Annotated in this window: 17 protein-coding genes; 9 read left to right on the plus strand and 8 right to left on the minus strand. The window is 56.0% G+C overall.

Annotation, left to right across the window (positions count from 1 at the left end):
• Positions 1-138: 138 nt before the first annotated feature.
• Positions 139-573: a VOC family protein gene (locus E1180_RS11285; protein WP_155191274.1), complete on the minus strand. Its 435-nt coding sequence runs from the start codon at positions 571-573 to the stop codon at positions 139-141.
• Between the two features lie 299 nt (positions 574-872).
• Here E1180_RS11285 and E1180_RS11290 point away from each other — a divergent pair, with 299 nt between their 5' ends.
• Positions 873-1730 carry a branched-chain amino acid aminotransferase gene (locus E1180_RS11290; protein WP_155191275.1) on the plus strand — a complete coding sequence of 286 codons (858 nt, stop codon included), beginning with the start codon at positions 873-875 and terminating at the stop codon, positions 1728-1730.
• Positions 1731-1733: 3 nt separating this feature from the next.
• Here E1180_RS11290 and E1180_RS11295 read toward each other — a convergent pair whose 3' ends face one another.
• Positions 1734-2903: a YbfB/YjiJ family MFS transporter gene (locus E1180_RS11295; RefSeq protein ID WP_208997079.1), complete on the minus strand. Its 1170-nt coding sequence runs from the start codon at positions 2901-2903 to the stop codon at positions 1734-1736.
• A gap of 239 nt (positions 2904-3142) precedes the next feature.
• On the opposite strand from E1180_RS11295, the gene E1180_RS11300 reads away from it, so the two are divergent.
• A complete protein-coding gene (locus E1180_RS11300) occupies positions 3143-3847 on the plus strand; it encodes a substrate-binding periplasmic protein (protein WP_155191276.1) in 705 nt (234 codons plus the stop codon).
• 93 nt (positions 3848-3940) lie between these two features.
• Positions 3941-4717 carry a substrate-binding periplasmic protein gene (locus tag E1180_RS11305; RefSeq protein WP_196220581.1) on the plus strand — a complete coding sequence of 259 codons (777 nt, stop codon included), beginning with the start codon at positions 3941-3943 and terminating at the stop codon, positions 4715-4717.
• A gap of 69 nt (positions 4718-4786) precedes the next feature.
• Here E1180_RS11305 and E1180_RS11310 read toward each other — a convergent pair whose 3' ends face one another.
• Together E1180_RS11310 and E1180_RS11315 are read right to left on the minus strand one after the other, a co-directional pair.
• Entirely contained in the window at positions 4787-4936 is a 150-nt protein-coding gene (locus tag E1180_RS11310) for a hypothetical protein (RefSeq protein WP_155191277.1), read from the minus strand.
• 340 nt (positions 4937-5276) lie between these two features.
• The gene (locus E1180_RS11315) at positions 5277-6011 is read right to left on the minus strand and encodes a thermonuclease family protein (protein ID WP_155191278.1); all 735 of its coding nucleotides are present in this window, start codon (positions 6009-6011) and stop codon (positions 5277-5279) included.
• A gap of 162 nt (positions 6012-6173) precedes the next feature.
• On the opposite strand from E1180_RS11315, the gene E1180_RS11320 reads away from it, so the two are divergent.
• Complete coding sequence (locus tag E1180_RS11320; RefSeq protein WP_155191279.1) at positions 6174-7037, plus strand: DUF6159 family protein; 864 nt, start codon at positions 6174-6176, stop codon at positions 7035-7037.
• 155 nt (positions 7038-7192) lie between these two features.
• Positions 7193-7795: a superoxide dismutase gene (locus E1180_RS11325; RefSeq protein WP_155191280.1), complete on the plus strand. Its 603-nt coding sequence runs from the start codon at positions 7193-7195 to the stop codon at positions 7793-7795.
• Between the two features lie 78 nt (positions 7796-7873).
• Here the strand turns inward: E1180_RS11325 and E1180_RS22230 are convergent, their stop codons facing one another.
• Both E1180_RS22230 and E1180_RS11340 read right to left on the minus strand, forming a co-directional pair.
• The gene (locus tag E1180_RS22230) at positions 7874-8497 is read right to left on the minus strand and encodes a Rid family hydrolase (RefSeq protein ID WP_208997080.1); all 624 of its coding nucleotides are present in this window, start codon (positions 8495-8497) and stop codon (positions 7874-7876) included.
• Positions 8494-8817 carry a putative quinol monooxygenase gene (locus tag E1180_RS11340; protein ID WP_155191281.1) on the minus strand — a complete coding sequence of 108 codons (324 nt, stop codon included), beginning with the start codon at positions 8815-8817 and terminating at the stop codon, positions 8494-8496. Before E1180_RS11340 ends, E1180_RS22230 begins: the two co-directional genes overlap by 4 nt.
• A 336-nt stretch (positions 8818-9153) precedes the next feature.
• Here E1180_RS11340 and E1180_RS11345 point away from each other — a divergent pair, with 336 nt between their 5' ends.
• The 4 genes from E1180_RS11345 to E1180_RS11360 all read left to right on the plus strand — a co-directional run bounded on the left by E1180_RS11345 (position 9154) and on the right by E1180_RS11360 (position 12187).
• Entirely contained in the window at positions 9154-9609 is a 456-nt protein-coding gene (locus tag E1180_RS11345) for a c-type cytochrome (RefSeq protein ID WP_341873556.1), read from the plus strand.
• A gap of 30 nt (positions 9610-9639) precedes the next feature.
• Positions 9640-10566, plus strand: coding sequence for a c-type cytochrome (locus tag E1180_RS11350; RefSeq protein ID WP_155191282.1), 927 nt, complete (start codon positions 9640-9642; stop codon positions 10564-10566).
• Positions 10567-10593: 27 nt separating this feature from the next.
• Positions 10594-11079, plus strand: coding sequence for a GNAT family N-acetyltransferase (locus E1180_RS11355; protein WP_155191283.1), 486 nt, complete (start codon positions 10594-10596; stop codon positions 11077-11079).
• Between the two features lie 205 nt (positions 11080-11284).
• Complete coding sequence (locus E1180_RS11360; RefSeq protein WP_155191284.1) at positions 11285-12187, plus strand: LysR family transcriptional regulator; 903 nt, start codon at positions 11285-11287, stop codon at positions 12185-12187.
• A gap of 27 nt (positions 12188-12214) precedes the next feature.
• Here E1180_RS11360 and E1180_RS11365 read toward each other — a convergent pair whose 3' ends face one another.
• A complete protein-coding gene (locus E1180_RS11365; RefSeq protein ID WP_155191285.1) occupies positions 12215-12598 on the minus strand; it encodes a hypothetical protein in 384 nt (127 codons plus the stop codon).
• A gap of 205 nt (positions 12599-12803) precedes the next feature.
• The gene (locus tag E1180_RS11370; protein WP_155191286.1) at positions 12804-14396 is read right to left on the minus strand and encodes an ABC transporter substrate-binding protein; all 1593 of its coding nucleotides are present in this window, start codon (positions 14394-14396) and stop codon (positions 12804-12806) included.
• Positions 14397-14475: the final 79 nt, after the last annotated feature.

Below are 14475 nucleotides of genomic sequence, written 5' to 3' on the forward strand. Positions count from 1 at the left end.
ATCTGCAGAGAACCGTCTGCCAAACGCGCCGTCAAGCTGTCATGTCTCCAACAAAGGTCGATAGTTACACATCCGCGGGTGAAAAATGGCTTTCTAGGAGAACGGATTGGAAGGTTTCTATGCGAGGCGCCTGTGAACCTACTGGGGATTCGGCAATATGATGGCGCCAGTTTCCGTGACGGCCCAATAGGGATTGAAGGCGATTTCCAGAAGGTGCCCGCCCGGGATCTCGACATAGGACGAGTAACCTCCCCAAAACACCTTCTCAGGGGGCTTGATGGGCCGGGCGCCTGCCGAAAGGGCTTGTTCGTAGGCGCTGTCGACCTCGTCTTCCGTTCTGCCATTCCAGGCAAGTGTCACGGCCCCGGTCGGAGCCTTGGTGGCAGTAATTCCGGTCTCTTTTTCAAGCGCTGCGCGCGCATACACCGCGAAAACCGCACCTGGAACCTGATAGAAGGCAATATCCGGTGAGGGGGCTGCATTGACCTGCCAGCCAAGACCGGTTTCGAAAAAGTGCCTTATGGCTGTCACATCGTCTACAACCAACGTTGTCATCGACAGTCTTTGTTCCATCGGATTCTCCCTGCTTTTAAGAACAAAATAAGAACATTTCTGAATTTGGGTCAAGCACCTAACTTCGCAGTGGTTCATGAAAGAAGCCGGGCTGGTGAGGGTGCAAGCAGGGATTTTGCCTTTCGAAACGATTTTCCCGCAACTGGCGTGTCTTTTGATCAAATTGCCCCCAGTTTTGGAAGGTTGCGGAAGAAATAGAGCTATATGCTTGAATGAAACGGTAAAGTGTTGACCCTGAATGGGTTGATGTGTTGTGTCGGTTGCCAAACGACGAAAAAATGCTTGAGAAAGGGAGAGGCATGAGCGGTTGGAGTGAAACATGGACCTGGATTGACGGGACATGGCATCAGGGTAATCCGCCGATCATGGGGCCCAGATCTCATGCTGCCTGGTTGGGGTCGAGCGTGTTCGACGGAGCGCGTGCCTTTGAAGGCGTGATGCCGGATCTGGATCTACACTGTCAGCGCGTCAATGATTCCGCACTTGCTTTGGGCATGAACCCGACCATGAGCGTGGGTGAGATGATTGATCTTACCAAAGACGGTGCCGCCAAGTTCAATTCCGATCAACAGATATACATCAAGCCGATGTACTGGGCAGAGGCTGATGGGCCCGGCGTGATCGCAGCGGACCCGGACAGCACGCGGTTCTGCATGTGCCTTTTCGATGCGCCGATGGCCCCGAAAGATACGGCAATGAGCATCACCCTATCGCCCTTCCGGCGGCCGACCATGGAAAGCATGCCCGTCAATGCCAAGGCGGGGTGCCTTTATCCGAACAATGCAAGAGCCATGATGGAGGCCAAGAAACGTGGCTTTGACAATGCGGTCGTCCGCGACATGCTCGGCAATGTCGCTGAACTGACATCGGCAAACATCTTCATGGCCAAGGACGGGCAAGTGCATACGCCGGCCCCGAACGGGACGTTCTTGAACGGCATAACGCGCCAGCGGGTGATCCAGCTGTTGAAATCAGCCGGCTATGACGTCTTCGAGCGCACTCTCGGCTACGACGAGTTCCTCGAGGCCGATGAGATATTCTCAACCGGCAATTACAACAAGGTCACGCCGGTCAAGCGGATCGAAGAGCGGGACATTCAACCTGGCCCGATTGCGGCGAGGGCCCGTGACCTCTACTGGGACTTTTCCCACGCGTGATCTTTATCGCAGCACAATGAGACCAGCGGCAATGAGGGCCGCTGCAGCTGCCAGTGACGGCGCTTGAAACGAGCCGGTCATTGCATGAAGTTGGCCCGCAAACCATGGTCCGGCAACCTGGCCAAGCCCGAAGCTGGCGGTGACACCGGCCAGCAGGGTCCGGGCTCTGTCCGGTCCAAGGGCTTCGGCATGCCGGCGTGCTTGGGTCAACCCAAGTGCCGTGATGCCCATAAACGTCACCCCCAGCAAAGCGGCGCCGAAAAGAAAGACCAGCGGGTGTTGGCTCAAGGCTGTCATCGCGACACCCGCAGCTTCCAGAACACATGCGAGCGCGAAGGCAGGCCGTGGGCGGATCCGGTTTGCGATCCGGTTCCAGATCAAGATGGACGGTGCCGCACAGACACCAACACACAGCCAAACCCAGGGCTCGGCCGGCTGGAGGGCAGGGACTGTTCTTGCAATTGTTGAAACGAAGGTCGCGGTGATGACGTAGCCGAAGCCGAAAAGGCCATATGCAATGAATAGACCGGCAAGACTGCCTGATGCCTCGGGTTTTGGCGCGTCTTGGAGATTTGGCTTGGTTGTTTCCGTCAAGGCAGGCGTTGTTTTGGGCACCAGAACTGCAGCACCGCCCGCAAATACGAGTGTCGCGCCCGCGCTTGCCAGCCACAAGTGTTCCCATGTTGCGGCGATATGCCCGAGGAATGCGATCAAAATTGCAGAAAAAGCGATGCCGATCCCGACCCCGGCAAAGAAAAGAGCTGACAGGTCTGCACGGCCTGAAAGCGTCAAGCGCTCCAGAACAAGGGCCGCTGAAAAAACCAGAACAAATGCGCTGGCAACACCGCTCATGAAGCGGATTACCAGAAACATCTCCACCTGAGCCGTGAAGGCCATGGCAGCACTGGTCAGTGCGCTTGCGACAAGGGCGCCCAAAAACCAGGTCCGGGGATCCCCGCGCAGGCGGCTGCTGGAGCCCAGAAGCGCACCGGCAAGATATCCGAGAAAGTTTGCCGAAGCGATCAGACCGCCGTCTTGAGCCGGCATAGACAAGCCGTCCGCCATGTAGGGGAGGATGGGCGTATAGACAAAGCGTCCGATACCCATGGCCGCGGCGAGGGCGAGCAGGCCGCCGAGGGCTAAACTGACCGGGCTTCGGCCGATTTCATGCATGTGATCGCTCGATTGGGCAGAGAGGCGGGATCCGGAGCAGACAGTGGCATATCACCGAACAGGTGTCATTCGGTTCGGATTGAGAACCTTGTCATAACTGCCATAAGCAGCTCCAAAATTCCGGTAAATCCGTGTTTTTCCATACCTCTTTGGGCTTGAGTGAAAAGGCTCGTTCATAAATTGGCGCTAAGGTCGCGGCCTCATACTTATGGAACACCAACGTCATTCCGGAGGATCGAATGCGTTTCCTACTGTCCACTTCTGTTGCAACCGCCTTGCTCGCCGCCACAGGCGTATCAGCTGAGACGCTCAAGCTGACGACCCTCGAATGGCCGCCTTATGTGATGGCCGATGCAAGCGGATCAAGCACCGATGCGGTCAAGTCCGCGTTTGAAAAGGCTGGCATCACCGCTGAGGTTGCTGTCTTCCCTTGGAACCGGGCCATCAACCTGGCTCAAAAAGACCCGCAGTGGATCGGTGTTTATCCCGAGTACTACTCTGCAGAAAACGACGCTGAAAAAGGGGGCGACCGTTGTCTCTTCTCAGCGTCATTCGGTGTGAGCCCGGTGGGCTTCGTGCAAAGAAAAGACAGCGATTTTTCGTGGTCGAGCCATGATGATTTGAAAGCCCATTCCATTGGCGTAGTACGGGGCTACTCGAACGAGGCAAAGTTCGATGAAATGGTGGCTGCGGGTGACATCAAGACCGAGGAAGCGGACGACGATTCCCAAAACATCTTGAAAGTGGCCGGGGGCCGGGCAGCTGCCGGTGTCGTCGACAAGTTGGTATTTGAGCATCTTGCGGCGAACGACCCGGCCGTTGGCAAAGTGGCCGGTGACCTTGTGTTCAACGAGACGCTGCTCATTGAGCACGGCCTGTTCATCTGCTTTGAAAACAGTGATGCGGGACGCGCGGCCCGCGACAAGTTTAACTCGGCACTTTAACAAACACGGGGTGCGGTCGGCTGCCCGCGCCCCGTCTGCTCTTCCAGCATGACCCAAGTGTTTGGAGCCGGCCTTTATACAGGAGAGGCAAGGATGCGTTGGTTATTGACGCTTGTGTTTACGACACTTGTCTCAATGCCCTTGGCTTTTGCCGAACCCCTGAAGTTAACAACGCTCCACTGGCCTCCCTACGTCGAGGCTGACGGCGAGGGGCCGAATACGGATGTCGTGCGCGATATATTCTCGCTTGCCGGTGTTCAAATCGAAGTCGAAGTCTTTCCCTGGAACCGGGCCATAAAGCTTGCCGAAGAAGATACAGGCTGGATTGGTGTCTTTCCCGAATATTATTCGGCGGAAATAGATGCGGAGAAAGGTGGGAGCCGCTGTTTGTTTTCAAAGTCGTTCGGCGTAAGCCCGGTTGGTTTCCTAAAACCGGAAAACGGCGACTTTAACTGGTCGGATCATGACGATCTGACACAATATGTCATTGGAGTGGTCCGGGGCTACGTGAACGAAACGCGTCTGGATGCCATGATTGCGGACCAAAAAGTGACGGCCGAGCTTTCGGAAAATGACGAGCAGAACATCTTGAAACTGGCCTTCCGGCGCATGGATGCCATCGTGATCGACAAGCTGGTTTTCGACTACCTCAAATCCAAAAGCGTTGCAGTGGCACGTGTTGCGGACAGTCTTGAGTTTCATCCTAAGTTGCTTGTCGAGCATGGATTGCGCATTTGCTTTGAGAACAGTGCCCGAGGCAGGCAAGCGAGGGACCTGTTTGATGCCCAAATCGCGAACAGGCCAAACCGGCGTCCCGAACCGGTCCCGGAAGATGGAATGGGCACCCCTGCTGTTTCTTCTGACGGATAAATCCCGGTCCATACAACAAAAGCCCCGCAACGCGTCCGTTGCAGGGCTTTTTGATCAAGGGTCGACAGATTAGTTCGCGCGGCGGACCGGTGTCGCAGGCGCTATCACGCGGACATCCGTACGTTTTGCCTTGCGCAATGCTTGGGTTTTCATGGACTTGACCTTGTATCCGGGGATTTGCGTCATGTTTGCAGAGTGAACACCGTCGCAGTGGTCCATGCTCTCGCCATAGCAGCTGTTCGGATAACCGGCAGTGTGTTCATTACACCAGGAAATCCAGTTGTTGTAACACTCCCCAAGATTAGATCCATTGCTAGGGCCAGCAAATGAAGAGCTTGTTGTGCCAAAAAAAATGCTTCCGGCAATAATTGCGGCCATACCGTATGTATTAGTGAATTTCATAACTATCTCCATTTTTGTATGTAGCTCGTTCCGGCTACGAAAGGAGAGATAGTATTTCCATCCAAAGAGTTTCGTGCTGAGGATCACATAAAGTGACTTTGGGGCACAATTCCTCAAATTCCCGTGATGGCGTGTTGGTCAGCCCATATCCCGAGGGCTAGCGTTTCGCGGGGCGCCAGCCTGCCGCCACGGCTTCCTTGACCGCGCAGAACCAGCGTTCGCCCGTTTCTGTATTGATACGTGTACGCCCATAATGGCGCGTTCCGGGACTGTGGTAGATGCGTCCTTGGGAGGAGATGTTGCCCTTTATCCGGCAGCCGCCGGATCCCTCGCTGCTTGGGAGATCTAGATTTTCCGCCCGGATCCGCCAGGGAGGCTCGAACGTGCCGCGCCAAAAGCCGGTCGTGTTGTCGCGGGCGATAACTTCGTCTTTTTCATATTGCCGGGAGTAGCGGAGATAGGCACGCGCTTGCCCTAAACGCACCATGGCCTGGTTCAAATTGGCCGTTCCTTGAAAACATGTGGCAATCCGGCGTCCATATGCATCATGCATGTTACCGGTGCAGGTAACCGAACCGGCGCCAACAAGTCCGTCAAGTGCCGCCTTGGCCAGGAGACCGCAAGGTGTGTGCCGTCCATTCAGATCCTGACAGGACTGATGGAGCTCCGGCGCATCAATGCCGCTCAGCCTTATTGTTTCTCCGCGCAGCTGAAGTGTATCGCCATCAATGACACGGATATCCGCAGCAACAGCTGCTGGCAGGTGTGCGCCGAGGACTAGCAGCAGTAGGCCTCCTTTCCCCTTTCGAAACAGGCGAAAGAGCCCGTGCGCAACCTGCTGTGTTACTCTTTGCTCTGATGGAACATGGGGCGTTGGTTGCGGGTGTGGCATCGCTAATCTGAATGGCCTGTAAAAAGAGCGGGCATCTGGGGAGACGCAGCGGCCGTTCATGCGTGAAGGTTCACGCCTGCCACCTCGTTTTCTGAGGCTGGTATTAACGACCCTGTGGTTTAGTCGGCCATATCCCTGGCTTTGATCCAGAAAGGCGGAACCATGTTCGAACGGATTGAGCGCGGAATTGCGCTTGGAGTGGCGTGCTGGAAAGTGTTGTTGCTGGACAAGGAAATGCTGCTCTTTCCGGTCATGAGCACGCTTTGCCTCGGTCTCGTGATTGGCAGTGGCGGTTGGGTCATCTACGCTTCGCCAGAACTCCAGAGTTTTTTCCAAAGCATTTTGGAAACCGAGCAGCCGGATCAGGATCCGCGCTTCTGGCTGCTCATGTTTGCCTTCCTGTTCCTCAACTACTTCATCATGATTTTCTTCAATGCCGGCCTTTTGACCTGTGCCCTTATCCGTTTCGCCGGTGGAGACCCGACGGTCATGGATGGCTTGAAGTCTTCTGTCCGCAAACTTCCGCAGATCCTGATGTGGGCCCTTATAACAGCGACAGTCGGCTGGCTTTTGCAGATGCTGGAAAGCAGGCTGAAGGGGCTGGCCCGCTTGTTCGTAAACTTGTTGGGGGCGGGCTGGGCCGTTGCCACCTATTTTGTTGTGCCAATCCTGGTGGTGGACGGAGTCAATCCGTTCACAGCGATTTCCCGGTCCGTTCAGGCCGTCCGCAAGACCTGGGGAGAAGCCCTTGTCGGCCATATTGGTCTGGGTGGTCTCAATTTCATCATCGTTGTTGTGACGTTTCCGGTGCTTTTCATGGGCGCCTATACATTCAAGCAAAATCCGGAAATTGGCAGCGCCCTGATCACCTTCGCGGTGATTGGTCTGCTGGCTGGGTCGCTGGTTGTGACGACGCTCAGTGCGATCCTTCGAGCAGCGCTTTACATCTACGCGATCGAAGGTCAGATGCCTGTCAATTTTGATTCACGGCTCATTCGCGAAGCCTTTACGCAGGACAAGCGTTAAGTCTCTTTGCTCTTGAAAAAGAAAAGAAAAATTTCTTTATTTTGGGCCACGCGTCTTGCCGTAACCCGGATGCGATCCTATTTTGCGCCACGACGCGGGGGCACTCGCAGTCCTATTCCGGCCGTCTGGCCGACTGATCCCTTAAGGAGATTGACATGTCATTCGAATTGCCCGACCTGCCGTATGCCTATGATGCGCTTGCACCGTACATGTCGGCTGAAACCCTGGAGTTTCACCATGACAAGCACCATCAGGCTTATGTGACCAAAGGCAATGAGCTGCTTGCTGGAAGCGGCCTTGAAGGCAAATCCCTTGAAGACATCGTCAAGGAAAGCTTCGGCACGAACGCACCGCTGTTCAACAATGCCGGTCAGCACTACAACCACATTCACTTCTGGAAGTGGATGAAGAAAGACGGCGGCGGCTCTTCACTTCCGGGCGCATTGCAGGCCGCGATTGACAGCGACCTCGGCGGTTTCGACAAGTTCCGCGCTGATTTCATTGCAGCTGGCGTTGGTCAGTTCGGCTCCGGTTGGGCATGGCTGGCTGTCAAGGACGGTAAGCTTGAAATCATGAAAACGCCAAACGGCGAGAACCCTCTGGTTCACGGCGCAGCGCCGATCCTTGGCTGCGACGTTTGGGAACACTCCTATTACATCGACTACCGCAATGCGCGTCCGAAGTATCTGGAAGCGTTCATCGACAACATGATCAACTGGGACTACGTCCTGGAAATGTACGAAGCAGCGACCAAGTAAGCTCGCTAAGCGGACACATGAAAACCCCGGCTCGCAAGCCGGGGTTTTGGTTTGTTGCCGGTCATTCGGGGCCTGCTGTCAGAGAGCGAAGACCGCTTCGATCTCCACTTTCAGGTCCGGTGCGAACAGCCCGGCCACCAGGACCAGAGAGCTTGCCGGAACATCGTCCTGGTAGCGCGCGGCAAGGGCATCGCGAATGCCCGGAATATCCTCGGGTGATATTGCGAAGATGGTCACCTTGACCAGTTCTTTCATACTGGTTCCGGACCGCTCGGCGACGAGTTCCAGCTGGTCAAGCACTGCCAGGGTTTGTGTTTTGGCGTCAGCCGGCTGAGCCGGTGTGCCAAAGGCGGTGAAGCCGGAGGTATAGAGCAAGGACCCCGCCTTTACAGCGTGTGTATAGGGTCCAACCGGTAGTCCGAGCTCTTCAAAATTCTGACGGGTAACAGGCATGACGTTTTCTTTCGGCGCGGCAGCTACTTGCTGCGATTTGGGGTTGGCCATAAATGCGGCTGCCTTTTGAACCGGCGGTCCAATCACGAAGGCAATGACTGCGGCAGCGGGCCATGCCAATTTGAAGGCCGACATCCATTGGACGGGAAACTGGCCGCTCCAGCCAAGATTGATAAAGGTGACCCAGCAGGACATCAGAAAGGAGAGGCCAAAGGACATGAGGGTCGTTGCGATCAGACGCTGCCTCATGAAGGGTGGTTTCCGGCACCGGCAAATGTCCTGTCGCCGATTTCACCAAGCTTTTCGATGTAGTTGATCTTGGTCAGACCCAAGGCAAGAAACGCTTTAGTGTGGTCTGCCTCAAAATGGGCAGCGAGCGCTTCCGGGCTCTCCCAGCATTCCCACAATGTGAACTTCTCCGGCTGGTCCAGGCTTTGGCGGATCTCAAAAAGGATGCAGCCAGGTTCCGCCTGGGTCTGCTCAGCCAGTTGGCGTAATCCAGCTTCTGCGTGTTCGAGCTCGGCGCCGTCCTCCAGTTCAATTCCGGCACTGATAAAATAGTGGCTCATCGGGGATCTCCATCATGTTTAAGACAACGACGGATGATCTATTGATACCAAATTTGAATTTATATACCCAATAACGATCTTTTAAATTTCAAATATGAAATTAAAGTGTGCGGTTCAAAATGGCGGGCGGTCCTCCACCAAGGGCAATAAAACCACTTCTCCGTGTGGCCGGATCTTCTTACTGTTTCCCTCGTCTTGAAGCGCGCGCAGGGAGTGCCGGGTCTTCATTCCTGTCCCGGCCGCTATCAGATCACGATTGTTTGACTTCGGATCCGCCGTTGGCCCGCACTACCGTGGAGCGCGAGGGAAATCGTAGACGCTACGAGGAGAACTGATATGAGACGCATGCTAACATTGGTATCGACTGCGGGACTGATTTTGATGACCGGTATCGGAACAGCGCAGACCGCTAATGATCCAATTGCTACCCGCAAAGCGCTAATGTCTTCCGTAGGCGCAGCTGCCGGCTTGGGCGGCGGAATGATGAAAGGCGAAATCGCTTACACACCGGCAGCCGGTAAAGCAGCGATTGCAGCCATGAATGCATCTGCAGTCGCATTTGGTGACTATTTTCCGGAGGGGTCTGATCAGGGAGATACGAAGGCTGCCGCTGCAATCTGGTCTGACCCGGACGGGTTCATGGCTGAAATAAACAAGTTTGCTGCGGCAACGGGGGCGGCCATGGAAGCCTCAGGACGGCCCGGCCCGGCAGATATTGACGCCTTTAAAGCAGCATTCGGACCGGTGCTGGCGACCTGCAAGTCCTGTCATGAGGGTTTCCGGACCCGTTAATCAATCGCACTTAAGGCGCGGAGAGCGGATATGAAAACACTCCTGGCAATTGCAGCCGGTCTTGTCTTGGCCGGGGGCGCAGCTGCTTGGACACTTTCCGCCCCCACCCGAATTCAAGCTTCGCAAGCAGGCTTGTTGTCCGCCGGAAATCCGGAGGCGGGCGAAACCGTCTTTTGGGCAGGCGGTTGCGCATCTTGTCACGCTGCAGCCGGCGCCAAGGGGGAGGACCTGCTCAAGCTTGGCGGCGGCTTGCGGCTGGAAACGCCTTTTGGGATCTTTGTTGCTCCGAATATCTCGTCCAGTTCAACTGACGGCATCGGGGCGTGGACAGTCACTGACTTTGCCAACGCAATGCTACATGGGACATCTCCGGATGGCCGCAACTATTACCCGGCGTTTCCCTACACATCCTATGCCCGCATGACACCGGAGGATATCAGTGATCTCTTTGCCTTCATGAAAACCCTTCCGTCAGTAGAGGGCAGGGCGGCCGGTCACGAACTTGCGTTTCCGTTCAATTTGCGGCGCGGTCTCGGGCTTTGGAAGCGTGTGTTCCTAGACCCTTCACCAGTTGTTTTAGGCCCGGTTGGGGAAGTGGACGAGCAGTTGTGGGAACGCGGCCGCTATCTGGTCGAAGGGCCCGGCCATTGCGGTGAATGTCACACGAAGCGCGATTTTGCCGGGGGGCTTGTGCTGACCGCTTGGCTCGGCGGTGCACCGGCGCCGACCGGCAAGGGGACGGTTCCAAACATTACGCAGGGCGACGCAAATTTCGCCAGTTGGTCCGCGTCCGATATTGCCTACTATCTGGAGAGCGGTTTCACGCCGGAATATGACTCTGTCGGCGGCGAAATGGTGCATGTCCAAGAAAATATGGCCAAGTTGCCGGCGCGCGACCGGGAAGCGATCGCTGCTTATCTGAAGGCAATTCCGAGCGTTTCTTCGACCTCTAACTGATGTATCCCATTGCGTGGTCAGCAACTCATGAAACTCAAGTCGCCAATAACTGTTCGGCAGGCCGAAACGGCTGAAGACCTGCAGGCGATCCGCCAATTGTTTCAAGCCTATGTGGACTGGCTGGACATTGACCTGTCCTATCAGGGATTTGAGGCAGAGCTTGCGGGCCTTCCAGGCAAGTATTCCCCGCCGGGAGGTGCACTGTTGCTCGCCAAGGATCCCGCGGGTCAGGTCTGCGGGTGTGTCGGGTTAAGGCCATTCGAAACAGGTTCGAGCTGTGAGATGAAACGGCTTTATGTTCTGCCGGAAGCGCGAGGCCTCGGTGTTGGTGCTCTCTTGGTCGAACGGGTGATCCATGCCGCGGTGCTTGGGGGCTATAAGACGATGCTGCTCGATACCCTACCGACAATGACGGGGGCTATCCGGCTGTATGAAAATGCAGGGTTCAGGGAAACCGCCGCCTATTATCCGACCCCGATCAAAGAAACGGTTTTCTTTTCCAAGGATCTCTAGGCTTCGTGGCCCGCCAACGTCCGCGTCCATGATTGGCATCTTGTGATGAAGTTTGAGTGCCGGCCCGGATCGGACGGATCGTTGCCGCTCAAGACGGCTCCGGTTGCGCGTGTGCTGTTGCGTTTTCTTGTGCTGTTTCTGTTATGAATCCCGAAAAACGAAATATACAATGGATACTTAGGTATCCAGTTTCGAAAAAGAAATCATGATTGATGACATTGCGCTCTTTGTTCATATCGTTCGCGCACGCGGTTTGGCAGGGGCTGCCGAACGGCTAGGCCTCCCGCCGGCAACCGTCACCCGCCGTTTGAAGAAGCTCGAAGACAGGCTGGACCTGCAGCTCTTACACAGATCTTCGCGCAAGTTTGCTCTGACAGCGGCGGGTGAAACCTATTTCGAGGCCCTGGCTGATCAGGTTCTGACAATCGAAGCCACACTCGAAAAACTCAGCAGCGACCAGCATTCCCTGAAGGGCCCCCTTAAGGCCGCTGCGCCCACGAACATTTCTGTCGGTCTTTTGAAACCCATGTGGTCGTCCTTCCTGAAGGCCCATCCCGGCATTCTGCTCGACCTGCGCCTGAGCAATCGCAACATCGATCTGCGAGAGGGGCAGATCGATCTAGCGCTCAGGATTGGCGAGCAGCGCGATGCCAGTTTGTATCAGAAACGTATTGGGACGATTGCCACCGGTCTGGTGGCGTCACCGGACTATGTCGGCGCGAATTCCCCCATCCGTCATCCTGAGGACTTGAAAACACATCAGCTTATCGGCGTCGCCGCAATTCCGGACTGGCAGCTGACACACCGGACCTCCGGCCAGGAGGTGAGGCTGCCGGTGCGCGGCGATCATGTCGTGGACGACATCAGCATAGCCCGCCAGTTTGCAGAAGACGGTCTCGGAATTGCCCTCTTGGGGGCGACGGAAATCGGACCGTCTCTGGAAACCGGCTCGCTGGTGAACATATTGCCCGAATGGCAGGGCGGTGAAAGGCCGGTTTATGCCGTTTGGCCCAGCGGCCGCTTGTTGTCTGCACGGGCCGCAGCGCTTCGAGACTTCATGCAGGCGTATCTGGCGGCCCGTCCGATTTTCAGGGGAACCTTGTCATAGTGGATATCGGTCGTGAAAGATCGCAGGTTATGCCGTGTGAGGTCTGCATCCGATAAATGTTTGGGTGGTGATATACGACCGCATGATGTTGAGGTAAGCCTCACTCTCCTGCCGGGTCTTGAAGCATCCGGTCTGCGCAACGGGATAGCGGTCGCCAAAATCGCTAACCGTTCCACCGGCAATTCCCTTCCATCCGGACCCCGAGAAAGTCCGGCAATCATACGGCGTGTTCGCCGTGTAGGGGAACTGCTCCCGCGACTGACTGAAGGTGGGGGCAAACAGGAGGTCAGAGGGTGTTTGGATTTGCTGGCACGAGGCCAATGCGCATACGGAAACCAGCGCGATCATCCTACGCATCTTTGACCAGGAAACGCCGTTAAACACTTGATGAAAGTATTGAATAAGAACCATCTTAAAATTCCTGGACTGTCTAACGCCGGTGATATGACCCTTAATCGTCACATTCCAACTTTACCCGCTAGCACACTCCAATAACGGGACCAAATCAAGGCGTCAGATTCATGCCACCGGGGCTTTAAGGAAGCACCGGTGGTGATTGCCGGTCCGGGGCAGGTTCGCGTTTGAGATGCCCTGAGCCCCGTTATGTCTGTGCTGGTCAGTTCACCGTGATCCATCTCAGCATCAGGAAGTTGTCCGCGCGCTGCGTAAGGTCGATGTTGGACTTTGATCCCCACAGGAGCGGCTGAATGTGGAGGGGTACATACACCACATCGTCGCGAACGATCAGGGCGACCTCATCCAGCATGGCTTGACGTTTTTCCGGATCAATCTCCCGCTGGATCAGCGGCAACAGCTCGTCGACTCGAGCATTTGAGTAACCGCCGAAATTCCAGCTGCCGAGCTTCTTCTCGTCATTCTGGCTGGTCACGAGGAAGCGGATCGGGTGTTCAGCGTCAAATGTGCCGGGTGACCATCCCAAGAGGTACATGTCGAAATTGCCTTCGCGCAACTCGGGCCAGTAGCTGCGCACGGGCATTGCGTTCAACTCCGCCTTCATGCCGACCTGTGTCAGCATTGCGGCCATTGCCTTGCAAAGAGCCTCGTCGTTGATGTAGCGGTCATTCGGGCATTGCAGGCCAAAGGAAAAGCCATCCGGATATCCAGCCTCTTCAAGCAGTGCCTTTGCCCCATCAGGATCGTAGCCGATACGCTCGCTCGCAGCGTTGCTATAGCCTTTCATCTGGGCACTAACCAACTGGCTGGCAACTTCGCCCTTTCCGCGCATGATCTTGTCGACCATCGCATCGGCGTTGATTGCTTTTTGCACCGCTTCCCGAACCCTGACATCCTGGAATGGGTTCTTGCCGGTGGCATCATCCGAATATTTCAGCGTCTCATGACTATGGCCAAACCCGAGCATGATCACACGGGCTTCGATGCCTTGGTGAAGCGTAAGTCCGTCCTGGCGGCTGATGCGGTCTACATCTTGAACCGGGACCGGGTCGATGAGATCAACCTGCCCGGACAGGAGACCGGCAACGGCTGTCGCCGGATTGGCAATCGGTAGGAAAGTCGCCTTGGTCAGATTATGGCCGGCTTCATCCCACCACCCATCAAAGGGCTCCAGCACGGTTTGCACGCCGGGCTCCCTGGCAACGACCTTAAAGGGGCCTGTGCCGTTGGTGTTCAAGGTCGCGAAGGTTTCCGTCTCCTTGGCCGGGGTCACCGCGCCGTTCGCTTCCGCCCAGCCTTTGTCCAGGATCATGAAATTGGCGATTGAGTCAGGAAAAATCGGGTCAGGTGCGTGGGTCAGGAAGTCGATCGTGTAGTCGTCCACAACCTGTACGTCCTTTATCGGAGCAAACCATGAGGCTGTGTCGGCAGCTTCGGAAGAGGCACGCTGGTAGGAGAACAAGACATCTTCCGCAGTGAAGTCTGCGCCATCATGGAACTTGACGCCCTGGCGCAGGTTGAACCGCCAGCCCTCGTTTCCAAGCGGCTCCCAGCTTTCCGCAAGCGAGCCTTCTATCTGCATGTCCTTGTCGCGGCGCACGAGCCCTTCATAAACGTTGTTCAGAAAACCCAGCACGGGGGCCGAGTTCACTGCGTGCGGATCCATTGTCTGCGGGTCCGTGGGAGACGACCAGCGCAGCTCTGCGGCACTGGCAATCGACACTGATGAGAGCATTGCGGCCGCTAGGGTCAAACTGGCAATGCGTCTGGCGGCCAGGGGGGAGGGCTGTTTCATGACGGCCTCTTTCATGTGTGTGAATGTAACATGCGGCTTAGACTAGACTTTTTGGCCGCAAAAGAAACACCGGCTCCAT

Source organism: Roseibium denhamense (assembly GCF_009711415.1).
Taxonomy (GTDB): domain Bacteria; phylum Pseudomonadota; class Alphaproteobacteria; order Rhizobiales; family Stappiaceae; genus Roseibium; species Roseibium denhamense.

Excerpts from the sequence above, each read along its gene's own strand:
- E1180_RS11285 (WP_155191274.1), bottom strand. The coding sequence starts at position 573 with ATGGAACAAAGACTGTCGATGACAACGTTGGTTGTAGACGATGTGACA.
- E1180_RS11290 (WP_155191275.1), top strand. The coding sequence starts at position 873 with ATGAGCGGTTGGAGTGAAACATGGACCTGGATTGACGGGACATGGCAT.
- E1180_RS11295 (WP_208997079.1), bottom strand. The coding sequence starts at position 2,903 with ATGCATGAAATCGGCCGAAGCCCGGTCAGTTTAGCCCTCGGCGGCCTG.
- E1180_RS11300 (WP_155191276.1), top strand. The coding sequence starts at position 3,143 with ATGCGTTTCCTACTGTCCACTTCTGTTGCAACCGCCTTGCTCGCCGCC.
- E1180_RS11305 (WP_196220581.1), top strand. The coding sequence starts at position 3,941 with ATGCGTTGGTTATTGACGCTTGTGTTTACGACACTTGTCTCAATGCCC.
- E1180_RS11310 (WP_155191277.1), bottom strand. The coding sequence starts at position 4,936 with ATGGACCACTGCGACGGTGTTCACTCTGCAAACATGACGCAAATCCCC.
- E1180_RS11315 (WP_155191278.1), bottom strand. The coding sequence starts at position 6,011 with ATGCCACACCCGCAACCAACGCCCCATGTTCCATCAGAGCAAAGAGTA.
- E1180_RS11320 (WP_155191279.1), top strand. The coding sequence starts at position 6,174 with ATGTTCGAACGGATTGAGCGCGGAATTGCGCTTGGAGTGGCGTGCTGG.
- E1180_RS11325 (WP_155191280.1), top strand. The coding sequence starts at position 7,193 with ATGTCATTCGAATTGCCCGACCTGCCGTATGCCTATGATGCGCTTGCA.
- E1180_RS22230 (WP_208997080.1), bottom strand. The coding sequence starts at position 8,497 with ATGAGGCAGCGTCTGATCGCAACGACCCTCATGTCCTTTGGCCTCTCC.
- E1180_RS11340 (WP_155191281.1), bottom strand. The coding sequence starts at position 8,817 with ATGAGCCACTATTTTATCAGTGCCGGAATTGAACTGGAGGACGGCGCC.
- E1180_RS11345 (WP_341873556.1), top strand. The coding sequence starts at position 9,154 with ATGAGACGCATGCTAACATTGGTATCGACTGCGGGACTGATTTTGATG.
- E1180_RS11350 (WP_155191282.1), top strand. The coding sequence starts at position 9,640 with ATGAAAACACTCCTGGCAATTGCAGCCGGTCTTGTCTTGGCCGGGGGC.
- E1180_RS11355 (WP_155191283.1), top strand. The coding sequence starts at position 10,594 with ATGAAACTCAAGTCGCCAATAACTGTTCGGCAGGCCGAAACGGCTGAA.
- E1180_RS11360 (WP_155191284.1), top strand. The coding sequence starts at position 11,285 with ATGATTGATGACATTGCGCTCTTTGTTCATATCGTTCGCGCACGCGGT.
- E1180_RS11365 (WP_155191285.1), bottom strand. The coding sequence starts at position 12,598 with ATGGTTCTTATTCAATACTTTCATCAAGTGTTTAACGGCGTTTCCTGG.
- E1180_RS11370 (WP_155191286.1), bottom strand. The coding sequence starts at position 14,396 with ATGAAACAGCCCTCCCCCCTGGCCGCCAGACGCATTGCCAGTTTGACC.